The sequence below is a fragment of the Billgrantia antri genome, assembly GCF_017868935.1.
Taxonomy (GTDB): Bacteria; Pseudomonadota; Gammaproteobacteria; order Pseudomonadales; family Halomonadaceae; genus Halomonas; species Halomonas antri.
In genome coordinates, this window is the sequence record NZ_CP053383.1 from 2640590 (window position 1) to 2655391 (window position 14802).

Below are 14802 nucleotides of genomic sequence, written 5' to 3' on the forward strand. Positions count from 1 at the left end.
AGGGCAGGAAACGGATCGCTCGAAAGGGAGTGTCCGGCAAACCAAAGGGCTTGCTGCAGTCGCAGCAAGCCCTTGAATAAGCACCGGTCGATACCTGGCATGGAGCGAAGCGATATCAGGCGATTTGCTCGTCCTGCCTGGCCAGCCTGAGCACCAGTTGCATGCGATCACGCACGCCGAGCTTGCGAAATATCGCACCCAGATGAGCCTTGACCGTGCGCTCTGTAATATCGAGCTGACGAGCGACCTCTTTATTGGTGCGCCCCTCCGCCACCGCCAATGCTACGGCACGTTCACGCTCCGTCAGCATGGAGAGACTCTCCTGCGGCAGGTTTTCGCTACCGCCCAGGGCAGTGAAGGCTCCCCCGACGACCTTGCTGAGCAACTCGGCCGGCACCCATATGCCTTGATGGTGGGTGACAAGGGCGACCTGCCCCAGCAACTCCGGAGGGGAGAGAGCGTGCACATAGCCACGCGCCCCAGCTTGTAGCGCCTTGAGTGCTTCAGCCTCGCTCGGTGCCAGCGACATGACGACGATGATGGCACCCTGCCCCGCCACTTCAGTCGCCACGACCGGCCAATCCGAGTGATCCGTCATCAGCCAGACTCGATCCCCTTTGTCCGCCATGACGCGCGCCTGATCGGGAGTGATCCGCCTGACATCGGGAAAGGCGCTACGCAGGCGCGGGACCTCCGCGCGCCGCTGGCTTACGAACAGGACTGCCATCATCGTTCCCCCATGGAGTCGCTCCATGCCCGCAAGACGGGTTTGAGCAGATACTGCATCACGGTACGTTTGCCGGTCATGATGTCGACCTGGGCCGTCATACCGGGAATGACCTGGATGTCGCTGCCCAGGTTTTCCCCTTGCAGCGTTCTTACACGCACCAGATAAAAGGTGTTGCCCTCGTCATCAGTGATGGTATCGGCACTGATATGATCCAGCTCGGCCTGGAGGCCGCCGTAAATGGCAAAGTCGTAGGCCGTGAGCTTGATGGTGGCCGGCTGGCCTGGACGCAGGAAGGCGATATCCTGCGGGGCAATACGCGCTTCGACGAGCAGTTGATCGTCGCTGGGGATGATGTCCACTACCTCCTGGCCGGGTTGCACCACGCCGCCTAGGGTATTGATCCCCAGGCGTTGGACGACACCATCCACCGGCGAACGGACCTCGGCCAGTCGCACGCGATCCTGAAGACCGGCGCTGGACTCGTCGAGTGCCCCCAGGTCACCCAGTGTCTGAGCCAATTCGTTGCGCCACTCGCTACGCCGCTCGGCACCGAGCTCGCGCAATTGGGTAAGCGACTCCTCGACTGCCGCCTCGAGGCGTGCCACCGATGCCGATGCCTGGTTGCGCTCACCCGTCGCACGCGATACCTCCCGCTCGAGACGCAGGATGTCGACTTCCGACACCGCACCCGAGGCCAGCAGTGGCCGAGTCAGGTTGAGTTCCTGGCTAGCCATGTTGGCTTCCCGCTGGGCGGTATCACGCCTTGCCTCCGCCTCGTTCAGCTCTTCTTCTCGCTGGCGAACGCGATCCCGCAAGATCGCCTCCTGTTCACGCATCTCTTCGCGACGGCTTTCGTAGACCTCTCGCTCCTGGGCAACGATCTCCGGCACCTCGCTGCGCAGTTCTTCATCCGGATTGAAGGGCGTATCCGTGGCAAGCGCCCGTAGCCGCTCTGCACGGGCACGAAGGGCCAATGCCTGGGCACGGTTTTCACGGAAATTGGCGATGAAGCGTGTGGGGTCGATTCGCATCAGCACCTGGCCCGCCTCGACCATCTCACCCTCACGTACCATGATCTCCTGGACAACCCCGCCGTCGAACGACTGCACCTTCTGTAATTGGCTGGAGGGGATCACCCGGCCCGTGCCACGCGTGACTTCATCGATCGAGGCGAAGTAGGCCCAGGCGATCAGCGCGCCGAAAGCGAGCAGTACGACGTACAGGAACAACCGTGCGCGGATCGGGTCCTGCTGCATGCGCGCCCAGTCGGCATCGCTCGCCCAGTCGCGATTGAGGTGGGCGGAGGTGACACGCTTGGAGAACAGACGATCCATGAAGGGACGAAACGGCTTGCCGCCGACATCGGTGAAACGTCCAATTGCCTCGAAGCCCTGCTGCTCGGCGCTCTTGCCCTGGACCTTGGAATTCATCAACTGGCCCTCCCGATCTGACCCTTGCGCAAGGCCTCGACCACCTTGTCGCGCGGACCGTCGGCGACAATCTTGCCGGCATCGATCACGATGATGCGATCGACCAGCGACAGCAGCGAGGTGCGATGGGTCACGACCACCAGGGTCTTGCCCTGTCCATACGCCGCCAGATTGGCCTTGAAGGCTTCTTCGCTGGCGTGGTCCATGGAGCTGGTAGGCTCGTCGAGCAGCAGTATCTGCGGATCGTGGACCATCGCTCTGGCAATGGCGACGGCCTGTCGCTGGCCGCCGGAGAGCATCTGACCACGCTCCCCGACCTGGAGCTCGACGCCCTGGGGGTGAGTGTTGACCAGGCTCTCCAGGCCGCTGAGCTTGATCGCGCGCAGTAGCGCCTCGTCATCGACGCCATCACTACCGCCACCGGCCACGATGTTGTCACGCAGCGAGCCGAAGAACAGGCTCACGTCCTGCGGCACATAGCCGATGTGACGGCGCAACTCCACGGGATCGAACTGGCGCAGGTCGACACCGTCGAGCATGACCGAACCCGCCGTGGGGGTATACAACCCCAACAACAGCTTGTTGAGTGAGGTCTTGCCACAGCCGACGCGCCCGAGAAGTGCCACTTTCTCGCCAGGCTCGATCTTGAGCGAAATGTCCCGCAGGGCATCGCGCTCTTCTTCCGGATAGCGCAGCGAAACCTTGTCGAAGCGGATCTCACCGTGAACGACAGGACGCGAGATGAACGACTTGCCTTCGGGCCGCTCTACGGGGCGCTGCATGACATCGTCGAGGGACTTCAAGGCAGTGGCCGACTGGTGGTACTGCGCCAGCAGTGCCGCCGCCTGGCTCACCGGCGCCATGGCACGCGACGAAAGCATGTATGCGGCAATCAGCCCACCCTGGGTGAGGTTGCCGTCGATAATCAGGTAGACCCCGATGAGGATCACGCATACCGCCACGGTATGCTGGGCCCACATCGCCACGTTGGACACCGAAGTGCTGACCAAGCGCAACTGGGCCGAGGTACGCGAGAGAAAGGCCGTCGCCTTCTCCCAGGTACTCTGAAGTCGGCTCTCGGCGCGCAGGGTCTTGACCGTTTCCAGATGCGACAGCGATTCGACCAGTGTGGCATTGCGCTGGGCGCTGACCCGCCAGGTGGTCTCCGAAAGCTCATGCAGCTTGCCCTGGGCCGCCATGGCATAAAGCAGCACGATGACGATGCCCGCGATGACCGGCAGCGCCAGCGGCACGCCTATCAGGGCGATGACGGCGGCAAAGAACAGCACGAAAGGCAGGTCGACCAATGCCACCACCGTGGCCGAGCCGATGAAGGCCCGCACCGACTCGAAGGATTGCAGGGTCGACGCAAACGAGCCGGTCGAGGCAGGTCGAGCCTCCATGCGCAACCCCAGCACTTGGGACATGATACTAGAGGAAAGTTTGACATCGGCCCGGCTCGCCGCCAGGTCGATGAAGGCGCTGCGCATCAGGCGCAATGCCAGATCGAAACAGAGCACGATGAAGATACCGGCAGCCAGTACCCACAGCGTTTCGGTGGCGTGGTTGGGTACCACACGATCATAGACGTTGAGCACGAACAGCGGCATGGCCACTGCAAACAGATTGATCACGAGGGAGCCGGCGATCACGTCACGATAGAGCCGCCGATTCTCGCGTATGACACCCCAGAACCAATGGCGTGAGCGCTGCTTGCCGACCTCGGGACCGCGCGCATCGAAGCGAAAACGTGGCCGTACGTAGATGGCCTGGCCGCTGTAGCTTTGGCTCAGTCCATCGAGATCGACCTCGCTCACGGCATCGCCAAGCTCGGGAAAGATCACCCTGGCACGGCGCGCCTTGAGGTCCAGCGCCACCAGCACGCAGGCACGTCCCGGTTCCAGCAGCAGTACCGCGGGGAACAGGGCCGGGTTGAGCTGCGCCAGCCGGCTCTTGACGATACGTGCGGTCATCCCGGCGCGGGCAGCGGCGCGGGAGAAAACCCCCGGAGTGAGGCATCCTTCCTCCAGCGGCAAGCCTGCCGTCAAGGCATCGGGCGTGACTGCATGGTCATGAGCGAGCGCAATGGTTTGCAGGCACTCGAGCAGTTCGTCGCGAACCGCCGACCGGGCACTACCCTGGGAGGAATCCAGTACTTCTTGCTGCGTCACGGGGACCTCGGGCATGAGGCCCGTCCGACCATGCCGGACGGGTTCGGGCTAAATGACGATACTGCCTACGCCGCCTTCGGCGCAGGCAGGTTTACCCCAGGTCGTTCAACCCTGTACGACGTAGCTGTCGGCATAGCCAAGGCGTTTTAGCTCGCCACGCAGGGCCGCCAGTTCTCCAAGGTCGCCGATGGGGCCGAGCTGCACTCGATGCAGGTCGGAACTACTGACCAGCCGCATCGGCTGGGCAAGCGCTTCACTGAGCTGGTAGCCAATGTTACGGGCATGTTCGGAGTTGCTGAGGGCGACGACCTGCAGGAAGGTACCCTGCTGCACGCTTGCCACCGGCTGTCGCTGCTCAAGCTGCGCCAAGCCTTCCAGTTCGCCATAAACGCTGGCCACGGGCTGGGTCTCGGCCCATGCCGCGGCCAGGCTCGGCTCAGCCGTATCGCCGGCTTCCCGAATCGACTCGCTCGGCCACTGAGACGCCGCGCCGAGATCAAGATTCTCGCCTACGCGCTCGAGGGTGACTTCCACGCGGCGATTCTGACGCCGCCCGTCAACCGTATCGTTGGAGGCGACCGGCTGGCGAGAACCGTAGCCGCGGGTCTGGATCAGACTGCGTTCGACCCCCTGGCTGGCCAGGTAGTCCGCCACGCTGTCGGCACGCCGCTGGGAGAGCGGATCGTTGATGGCATCGCTGCCGGTACTGTCGGCGTGACCGGCGATGAACACCCGCGCCAGGTCGTTACGATCGCGGATCCGGCCGGCCAGCGCGCTGAGCTCCTGACGCGCATCGGGACCCAGTTCGGCGCTGTTGACGGCAAACAGGGCATCGGCAGAGAGCGTGACATCCGGGGCGCGCGTCGGCGCCGGCGCACTGATATCGCCAACGAAGTCGGACAGCGTGTAGCCCATCGGACCTTCGACCGGGCACAGCGCCTCGGGCTCGATCGCCACGCCGTCGCTGCCCAGTTCAGCCAACGTCGGCATGTCGTCACGCATCACACCCAGCGTCTGCATCAGCTGGCCCATGGCAGCCAGGGTGCGCGCATCGGCAAGGGCGATGTCGTACTCGGCATTGGCATAGGCACGGCTCGCCTCGAAGTACTCGTTCTCGCTGTCGAGCACGTCGAGCAGGGTACGCTGACCAATGTCGAACTGTTGCTGATAGGCGCCACGAACCCGATCGATCGACTGACGATGGTCGTTGAGGTAGCGGATCTGTTCACGCAGGCGCTGGGTGTCGTTATAGGCGATCTGGGTGGTCTGTCTTACGTTGGTACATGCCAGGTCGCGCTGATCGATCGCCTGCTCGACACGGTCGCTTGCCGCCCGAAACGAGGCCAGGTCGCTGCCTCCGTTATACAGGTTCATGCTGGCGACCAGCTCGATGCTGTGACGATCGCGCCGGCCGAAGCCGTCGAAGCCGTTCTCGTTATTGTCGATACCGGTACGGCCGCGCAGGTCAAGACGCGGCTGGAATGCAGAGCGGGTACCGCTCTTCTCGGCCCTGGCCGCCTCGATGTTAGCGATCGCGGCGTGAAACTCAGGGTTGCCCTGGAAGGCGAGGTTGACCGCCTCGGCAACGGATGGCGGCAGTTGGCCGTCCAGCTGCGGCGTCGGAGCCAGGCTCTCGGCCGGCAGGCTGCCGACGATGCGCTGATAGCGGGCCGTGACGTCATGCAGGTTGGACGCCTCTGTCATCAGGTTCGACTCGGCCAGGGCCAGACGTCCGCTGATCTGCTCGAGGTCGACACCACGTCCGGCCCCGGAGCGCACGCGCTCTTCGATCTGGTTGTAGACACGCAGATGTTCGGCATAGTTGCTCTGGGCCAGCCGGACGAGTTCGCGATAGCGACTGACGTCGAGATACGCCTGAGTGGCCTCGAGCGTCACACTTTCGCTGGCGTCGAGCAACTCGTAGTAACGCACCAACTCGGCACGGTCGAGACGCTCGACCTCGCTACGAGTGGCGAAACCGTCATAGATCATCTGCGTCAGCCGCAGTTCGGCAAAATCGGTGTCGTAGCTGCCTCGCCCGTCGCCCTCACGATCTTCCAGGCCGACACCGGCAGACGCGTCGATACTCGGCAGATAGTTGCCACGCGCCACATCGACGTCATGCCCGGCAGCGCTCAGCCCGTTCAGGGCGGCCCTCACTTCCGGGTTGGTGGTGAGCGCCTGGCGCACCACCTGCTGGATGTCGGCAGCGCCCGGTGCCGCCAAGCCCGGCGGCAGTGTCTGGGCTACCGCCGCCGCCACGGGAAGAAGCGCAAGAGATGAGCCCACCACCACTGATTTGGCCAGTCGATGGGCACGAGAGAGGTCAATCGCATATGTCATGGGTGTTCCCTTTTCATGATTCGGATGCCCCGTCTGCACAGGCAATCCGTCGAGTTGTGGAGACATGTTCTTGTTATTACGGGGCTCATCCGGAGAGGCCGGATGGTGCATCCATTCCCGATTCCCTTAATTAATCAACTACCTAAGGCCTGCCGGCTGCGTGTGGAGAAAGCGTAACTTCCCTGGCAATAGCCGAAGTAAACTTAACTACTCATGTCACTTTCTTACGACGCCATCAGGCATTGTTGTTGACTTTTGTAAGCTAGCGTAAACGAGAGGATAAAAAAATCCAATAGTTTTAACCACGCGGCATCAACCTTTGGCATGGGTCTGCGCTATATCAAGCAGGAGAACGCCAGGTCGCATCCAGCCGGGATATCAGCGGGCAGCGCTCTCCCAGCACTCATCAAACATGCTATCGTCAGGCCATTGTCCAACCTGGGCCATCAGCACAAGGAGAGACGCATGTCTGCCTCATCCGAAATTCAAAAAACACGTGTCATCAATGAGCTGCGCGGCTTCATCAAGAAGCTGCTTCAGGAACCGCAGATTTTGGAGCGCTCCCTCGAGATAGCACGCCGTCATTACGCCGAGGGCAATCCGGAAGGCGCCCAAGCACGCATTGCCAACGAGATCTCAGACACGACGAGTGTGCACATTCCCGAAGACCCGCAGGAACACTCGGAAGCTGACAAGCTGTTTCTCGAGTTGCTCAAAGAAGTGATCAGCGAGGAGCAGGCCCTCTACTGAGCGGTTGTCACGCCGGGCGGTCAGCGCCCGCCCGGCTCCATCACGAACCCGGCGAACGTCGGCCCCTCAGCTCTGGTATAATGGCAAGCAATTGTTTTCCAGTTCTTTTACAAGTGCCTCGCCGATGTATTACCTGCTGAAGCTGTTTCCCGAGATCACCATCAAGTCGCGCTCCGTACGTCGCCAGATGACGCGCTGCCTGGTCGGCAACATTCGCAACGTGCTGCGCCCGCTGGGCGATGCCCTGCAGGTTCAGGGTGGCTGGGACGCCCTGAAGGTACGCATTCCCGACGAGGCCAGTTCAGAATGGCTTCGCCAGTTGGAGGAGATGCTGTGCCGTATCCCGGGCATTCACGAAGTTCAATGTGTCGAGGAGGTCCCCTTCGTTTCCTTTGCCGACACGACGGAGCGGCTGTTGCCGGTCTGGCGGGATGTCATCACGGGGCGCACCTTTCGCATCACGGTAAAGCGCCGCGGACAGCATGATTTCACTTCGGAGGATCTCGAGCGCCATCTCGGCAGAGCACTGCTGGATGCCGCGCCTGGCTCCAAGGTTAGGCTCAAGGCACCCGACGTGGACGTTCGAGTGGACGTGGTCGAGGGTCGCTTGCGCCTGGTACGCCAGCGCTGGCCCGGCCTGGGCGGTTACCCTCTGGGCCTGCAGGGCCAGGCCCTGGCATTGATCTCGGGCGGCTACGACTCGCCCGTCGCCGCATGGAAGATGATGCGACGCGGTATCAAGACACATTTCCTGTTTTTCGAGCTCGGCGGTGCCGGTCACGAAGCCGCCGTGCGAGAAGTCTCCTCCCATCTATGGGAGACCTACGGCCGCTCGCACCGGGTGAAGTTCTTTGCGGTGCCGTTCGAAGGCGTCGTGGCGGAACTGCAGCGCAGCATACCCGACGGGCTCATCGGCGTGGTACTCAAGCGCATGATGGTACGAGCAGCGAGCCGCATCGCATCGCGCGCGCGCATTCCCATGCTGGTGACCGGGGATGCCATCGCCCAGGTCTCGAGCCAGAGCCTGACCAACCTGGTGCTGATCGACGAGGCCAGCGACGTACCGATCCTGCGCCCGTTGATCGCCGAGGACAAGCAGTCGATCATCGATACCGCGCGTGAGATCGGCACCGCCCCCTTTGCCGAAGGCATGCCGGAGGTATGCGGTGCAGTTTCCCAACGGCCCAACACCCAAGCGCGGCACGAAAAGGTCGCTGCCGCCGAAATGAACTTCGATTTCAGCGTGCTTGATGCCGCCGTGGAACAGGCAGTCCTCACTCGCTCCGATCATCTCCTCGAGTCACCGCCCAGCAACGACGCTCCGCTGGAAGTCGTGACGGACCTGCAGGGAGTGGCCAGTGCATCGAACGTCAGCGTGATCGACATTCGCCCTCCGGCAGAGCGCGAGGCCGCTCCCCTCTCGCTCGAGCAGGTCGAGTGCCTGGAGATCCCCTTCTTCGAACTTCAATCGCGCGCCGCGACACTCCCCAGCGATCGCCGCTACCTGCTCTACTGTGACCAGGGTGTGATGAGTCGCATGCAGGCCATGCACCTGCACGACAGAGGGCTGAAGCACTTCGGCGTCTACCGTACTCGATAGCAACCCCTTGCTTGGCACATGGACTCGCCCGCTGGCCGTCCCTGTTACAAATTCTTTTTTAGCAGCCACTTTATTGCCCCGCTGGACTGAGCTAAAACGAAATTAACAGGTCGCGGTCGGTGGGGGTGACGCATGGGGGTTCGCAGGGCTTCGTCACGCCGGACTTCGTCTACCGTGGCGTGGCGCGACAGTGGCGAGTCGCTCGAGACGCGCTCGCCCTTCATTCAGGAACCGAGACTCGCTCCGGCTCCTCAGGATCAGCCGTCTCACCGCTATCTCTACCTGGGCCTGGGCATCCTGCTACTGCTGTTCGGGATATCACTTGCCACTCTGCTGGTTGCCGAAGCCAAGACATCGCACTTCCAGGCTCAGGAAATCTCGCGCTATGCCGCCACTCTGCGCTACACGCTGGAGCCCGGTAGCAGCAACCGCATCCAATTCCCCAGCCACGGTCCTTTCGACCAGCGCCTGGGCTATACGCATCTGCCGAAACTGGAAGCACGCCTGCTGTCACGTGGCTATGATGTCATCGAGCAAGCCCATTTCACGCCTGCCCTGCTCGACTATACCCGCCGAGGTTTCTTCCCTCCCTATACGGAAAAGACCCAGGCAGGACTGACCATCGAGGAGTGCCGGGGCGACACCCTCTACCGGTTCCGGCACCCTCAGCGCCAGTACGCCAGTTTCGACAGCATTCCTCCGATCGTTCTGCAGACCCTGCTGTTCATCGAGAACCGCCAGCTGCTGGACGAGAGTACGCCTTACGCCAACCCAGCCGTCGATTGGCCGCGCTTCACCAAGGCGGCTTTGTCCCAGGTTGGCCGGGCACTGGATCTGCCCGGACAGGCAGCAGGCGGCAGCACACTCGCCACGCAGTTGGAAAAGTATCGCCACTCCCCCCAGGGCTTGACTTACTCCCCTCGGGAGAAGCTGCGCCAGATGATCTCGGCAAGCGTACGCAGCTACCGTGACGGTCCTCAGACCTTGACCGCTCGCCAGGACGTGGCGCTCGACTACCTCAATACCGTGCCGCTCTCGGCAGCCCCCGGCTATGGCGAGGTACATGGTGTCGGCGACGGGCTGTGGGTCTGGTTCGGGACCGATTTCGATGCCTTCAATCGTCGTCTTGGCGTCGGCTTCGATGAAGTCGAAGAGCGCGCCGAACAGGGGCTTGCCCTGCGCCAGGTCGTGGCCCTCATGATCGCGCAGCGGCGCCCCTCGTGGTATCTCACCGGCGGTCGGGTGGCTCTGGAGGATCTGACCGACAGCTACCTGCGACTGCTGCGTCAGGAAGGCGTGGTAGCAGATGCGCTCGCCCAGGAGGCGCTGGCTCAACGCCTGACGTTTCGCGATTACGACGAGACTCCTTTTGACCTGAGCGTGGAAGCCGACAAGGCGCTCCAGGTCTCGCGCCAGCGCCTGAGCGGCATGCTGGGCATGTCGCTCTACGACCTCGACCGCCTCGACCTCAGCGCTCGCACCACCCTCGATGCCGGGCTGCAACGGGAAGTGACCCACTACTTGCATCGCTTGGCCGATCCCGAGTTTGCCGGTGAGGTCGGCCTGCTGGGAGATCGCTTGCTCACAGCGGAGCGAACACAGGACGTACGCTACAGCTTTACATTGTTCGAACGCAGCGAAGAGGGATTCGTGGTTCGCGTGCAGACCGACAATACCGACCAGCCGTTCGACATCAACCAGGGCAGCAAGCTCGAGCTCGGTTCGACCGCCAAATTGAGGGTACTGGCCACCTACCTGGAAGTGATCGCCGAGCTGCACGCACGGCACTCGGGGAGCAGTCGCGAAGCGCTACGTGCGGTCGAAATCGATCGCCAGGACGTGCTCAGCCGCTGGGTACTGGACCGGCTCATCGAGAACCCCGAGCTGGCGCTCGCCGAGCTATTGAACATGGCCATGGAGCGTCGCTATTCGGCAAGCCCGGCGGAGGCTTTCTTCACCGGCGGCGGGCGCCATACGTTCAACAACTTCCGTCGCGAAGACAACGGGCGCAACCCGACCCTGGCCGAAGCCATGCGCGAGTCGCTCAACCTGCCCTTCATCCGCCTGATGCGTGATCTCGTGCGCTACAGTACCCACGGTAGCGAACCTCGCAGCCAACTGCTGGAGGACGACAGCGACCCCCGGCGCATGGAGTACCTGCGCCTGTTCGCCGATCGCGAGGGGCGCACCTACCTGCAGCGGTTCTGGCGCAAGTATCACCACCTCGATACCGACCAGCGGCTCGTCACTTTTCTCGAAGGGCTCAATATCTCGGCGCCACGACTGGCTGCCGTCCATCGCTACCTGTTTCCCGAGGCCAACCTCGACAATTTCGCCGCTTTTCTCATCGCCTGGCTACCCGACGCCAGCCGCCTTAGCGAGCGCGAAATCGATACGCTCTACGAGCGCTATGCGCCGGGAAACTATTCACTTACCGATCAGGGCTATATCGCCAAGGTACATCCGCTGGAGCTATGGCTGCTGGGCTATCTGCTCGATTATCCCGACGCGAACTTCGGCGAGGCCGCATCCGCCAGCGCAGACGAGCGCCAGGAGGTCTACCAGTGGCTGTTCAGGACCCGACATCGCAGCGCGCGCGATGTGCGTATTCGCACCATGCTCGAGGTCGAGGCATTCAGCGACATCCACGAGCGCTGGCAGCGCCTGGGCTACCCCTTCGATCATCTCGTGCCTTCGCTGGCCACTGCCATAGGCTCATCGGGAGATCGCCCGGCGGCATTGGCAGAACTGATGGGCATCATCCTCAACGACGGCGTACGGCTCCCCACCCTGCGCATCGACGAGCTGCACTTCGCCGCCAATACCCCTTACGAGACCCGTTTCCTGCCAGCCAGCGGTCGAGCCCAGCGCGTCATGGCGCCAGAAGTGGCCGCGGTGCTGCGTGAGACGCTGTCGCAAGTGGTCGAGGGCGGCACCGCCAGACGCCTCCAGGGCAGCTTCACGCTCGAAGACGGTTCGCCACTGGTACTCGGGGGCAAGACCGGCACCGGCAACAACCGGATCGAAACGGTGGGCCGTGGCGGCCAGGTCATCAGCTCCCAGGCACGCAATCGCACGGCGACCTTCGTCTTCTATCTCGGCGAGGACCATTTCGGCACCCTGACCGCCTATGTTCCCGGCAGCGCTTCGGACGACTTCCGCTTCACTTCGGCGCTGCCAGTCCAGGCGCTCAAGGGGATGGAGCCGATCCTGCGCCCCTATCTCTCATCGAGCAACAGCGCCTGCCGCCCCGCTCCGAGCGGTGAATACCACTTCGCCGAAGACGAAGCCGATCGCTCGCCCGATGCCTCGGGCAACGCTCCTGCCGTGCCCTCCGACCTGGCTCTACGCTAAGGACCGGGGGTCATGGCCTGAGGAAGATGAGTGCCTCAGAACAACCCAAGTTGCCTATCGATCAGGTTGGCAAAGTCTGCGTCGACGAAGGGCAGAATAGCATCTGCCACCGGCTGAAGTTGACGGGAGAGGTAGTGCTGATAGTCGAGCGCGGAGCGGTGGGCCTCGAGCGGTTCCGGCCCCGCCACGGTAATCACATAGCGAATCCAGCCGCCGTGCTGATATTGCCGTGGACGTCCGAGCCGGTCATTGAGTTCATCGGCCATGCGCGCGGCGCGTACATGGGGCGGCACGTTGCGGCGATACGCGTCGAGCCGGCGGCGCAGGCGCTTGCGGTAAACCAGACGCTCGTCGAACTCGCCGGCTAGGGTTCTGCTGACGTAGTCGCGGACATAGTCCCGGAAAGGCTCGCCGAGGAAAATGCGCTGGTACAGCTCCTGCTGGAAGCGCTTTGCCAACGGCGTCCAGTCGGCACGTACCGTCTCCAGTCCCTTGAACACGACGCGCTCGCCACCATCGGCATCCCGTACCAGCCCGGCATACCGCTTCTTGCTGCCCTCCTCGGCCCCGCGAATGGTCGGCATCAAAAAGCGCCGAAAATGAGTTTCGTACTGCAGCTCAAGCGCACTCGTCAAACCATGTTCACTGTCGAGGTGTTGTGCCCACCAGCGGTTGACGCGCTCCGTCAGGTGCCGACCGATGGCATGGGCGTCGTCCTCCTCATGGGCACTCCCCAGCCAGACAAAGGTGGAGTCGGTGTCGCCATAGATCACCGTGTAACCCTCGGCCTCGATCAGCTCACGGGTGCGGCGCATGATTTCGTGGCCGCGCAACGTGATCGACGAGGCCAGTCGCGGATCAAAGAAGCGACAGCCACGCGAGCCGAGCACACCGTAGAACGAGTTCATGATGATCTTCAGTGCCTGGGACAGCGGTCCATTGCCATCGCGCTTGGCGGCCTCGCGTCCTTGCCATACCCTCTCCACCATGTCGGGCAGCGCGTGCCGGGTACGCGAAAAGCGTGCGCCGCGAAAGCCCGGTACGGTCTGGGCCTCGGTCTCGCACAGGCCCGCCACCAGGCCGACCGGATCGACCAGGAAGGTGCGAATGATCGAGGGATAGAGGCTCTTGAAATCGAGCACCAGCACCGAGTCGTAGAGCCCCGGCCGGGAGTCCATGACGAAGCCGCCCGGGCTGTCTTCCCCGCCGCGCCCTTCCACGAGGTTCGGCGCCACGAACCCCAGCCGGTGCATGCGCGGCAGATAAAGATGTGAGAAGGCCGCCACCGACCCACCGCTGCGATCGGCCGGCAGCCCGGTGACGCTGGCTCTTTCGAGCAGAAAATCGATGAGCTCGGTCTTGGCGAAGATGCGGCTGACCAACTCACAGTCCTTGAGGTTGTAACGGGCCAGGGCCGGCTTGTCTTCAGCGAACAGGCGATCGATCTCCTCGATGCGCTGGTAGGGATTGTCGATCGCCTTGCCCTCGCCAAGCAGCTCCCGGGCAACGTTCTCCAGGCTGAACGAGTCGAATCGCCAGGTCGCCTGGCGCAGGGCTTCGATGCCGTCGATGATCAGCCGCCCGGCGGCCGAGGCGAAGAAGTGGTTGGGATTGCTGCCATGGGCGCGCCACCCGAGCGGCTCGCCACCGCGTCCCAGCAGCAGCGGCACGCCGAGACGTTCTGCGTGTCGCTGCAGGATGCGCAGGTCGAACTGCACCAGATTCCAGCCGATGATCGCGTCGGGGTCGTGCCGGGCTAGCCAGCGGTTGAGTGCTTCCAGCAGCTCTTCAACGTCAGCACAGTAATCCAGTGCGAAGTCTCGCTTGCGCTCGGCCTCGCCGTTCCCACCGTTGGCGGGCCCCAGCATGTAGACCTGGCGCTGGCCGCAGCCCTCGAGCGCGATTGAGTAGAGCTCGCCGCGAACATCGGTCTCGATATCCAGCGAGACCAGCTTGAGCCGAGGGCGATAGCCACGCTGCGGCCGCAACTGGGCGTCATGCAGAGTGCCATCCACGCCTTCCTGTCCGGAAAACGTTACCGGTGCGGTAATGAAGCGCTCCATCAGGTAGCGCTCCGGTGGACGCACGTCGGCTTCGTAGATATCGATGCCGGCATCGCCCAGGCGCTTGGCAAGGTTCATCAACTGGCGATGCTGGCGACAGTAAAGGCCGATTACGGTGCGGTGTTTAAAATCCCGCAGGTTCAACTGGCGCAGCTCGCCGTCGCGCTCGCCACGCAGCAGTACCTCGGCCTGGTCGCGCTGCTCTGCGGGCAGGAACATCACCGAAGGCTGTGGCGGCAAACGCACATAGCGCGGCCCGGCGTCGGTCGCCAACCAGAACCCCACTTCACAGCCCGCGGGGGTATCCCGCCAGTGCCGTGTCAGCACGAACCCCTGCCATTGCTCCACCACAGCCTCGCAT

The 14802-nt window shown here is 63.0% G+C and carries 8 protein-coding genes; 3 read left to right on the plus strand and 5 right to left on the minus strand.

Annotated elements, in window-relative coordinates; all coding sequences use genetic code 11:
* Window positions 1–115: 115 nt before the first annotated feature.
* The 4 genes from HNO53_RS12255 to HNO53_RS12270 all read right to left on the minus strand — a co-directional run bounded on the left by HNO53_RS12255 (window position 116) and on the right by HNO53_RS12270 (window position 6674).
* Complete coding sequence (locus HNO53_RS12255; RefSeq protein ID WP_338034788.1) at window positions 116–727, minus strand: response regulator transcription factor; 612 nt, start codon at window positions 725–727, stop codon at window positions 116–118.
* A complete protein-coding gene (locus HNO53_RS12260) occupies window positions 727–2160 on the minus strand; it encodes an HlyD family type I secretion periplasmic adaptor subunit (protein WP_209472433.1) in 1434 nt (477 codons plus the stop codon). Before HNO53_RS12260 ends, HNO53_RS12255 begins: the two co-directional genes overlap by 1 nt.
* Window positions 2160–4331, minus strand: coding sequence for a type I secretion system permease/ATPase (locus HNO53_RS12265; RefSeq protein WP_209472435.1), 2172 nt, complete (start codon window positions 4329–4331; stop codon window positions 2160–2162). Before HNO53_RS12265 ends, HNO53_RS12260 begins: the two co-directional genes overlap by 1 nt.
* Window positions 4332–4436: 105 nt before the next feature.
* On the minus strand, window positions 4437–6674 hold the full coding sequence (locus HNO53_RS12270) for a TolC family outer membrane protein (protein WP_209472437.1): 2238 nt from the start codon (window positions 6672–6674) through the stop codon (window positions 4437–4439).
* A gap of 465 nt (window positions 6675–7139) precedes the next feature.
* Here HNO53_RS12270 and HNO53_RS12275 point away from each other — a divergent pair, with 465 nt between their 5' ends.
* The 3 genes from HNO53_RS12275 (at window position 7140) to HNO53_RS12285 (ending at window position 12378) form a co-directional block, all read left to right on the plus strand.
* Window positions 7140–7424 (plus strand): hypothetical protein, encoded by a 285-nt coding sequence (locus HNO53_RS12275; RefSeq protein WP_209472439.1) that lies wholly within the window; start codon window positions 7140–7142, stop codon window positions 7422–7424.
* Between the two features lie 124 nt (window positions 7425–7548).
* A complete protein-coding gene (gene thiI / locus HNO53_RS12280; protein ID WP_209472441.1) occupies window positions 7549–9024 on the plus strand; it encodes a tRNA uracil 4-sulfurtransferase ThiI in 1476 nt (491 codons plus the stop codon).
* Between the two features lie 132 nt (window positions 9025–9156).
* Window positions 9157–12378 (plus strand): transglycosylase domain-containing protein, encoded by a 3222-nt coding sequence (locus HNO53_RS12285; RefSeq protein WP_242597411.1) that lies wholly within the window; start codon window positions 9157–9159, stop codon window positions 12376–12378.
* A 35-nt stretch (window positions 12379–12413) separates the two neighbouring features.
* Here HNO53_RS12285 and HNO53_RS12290 read toward each other — a convergent pair whose 3' ends face one another.
* Window positions 12414–14789 (minus strand): DNA polymerase II, encoded by a 2376-nt coding sequence (locus HNO53_RS12290; RefSeq protein WP_242597412.1) that lies wholly within the window; start codon window positions 14787–14789, stop codon window positions 12414–12416.
* Window positions 14790–14802: the final 13 nt, after the last annotated feature.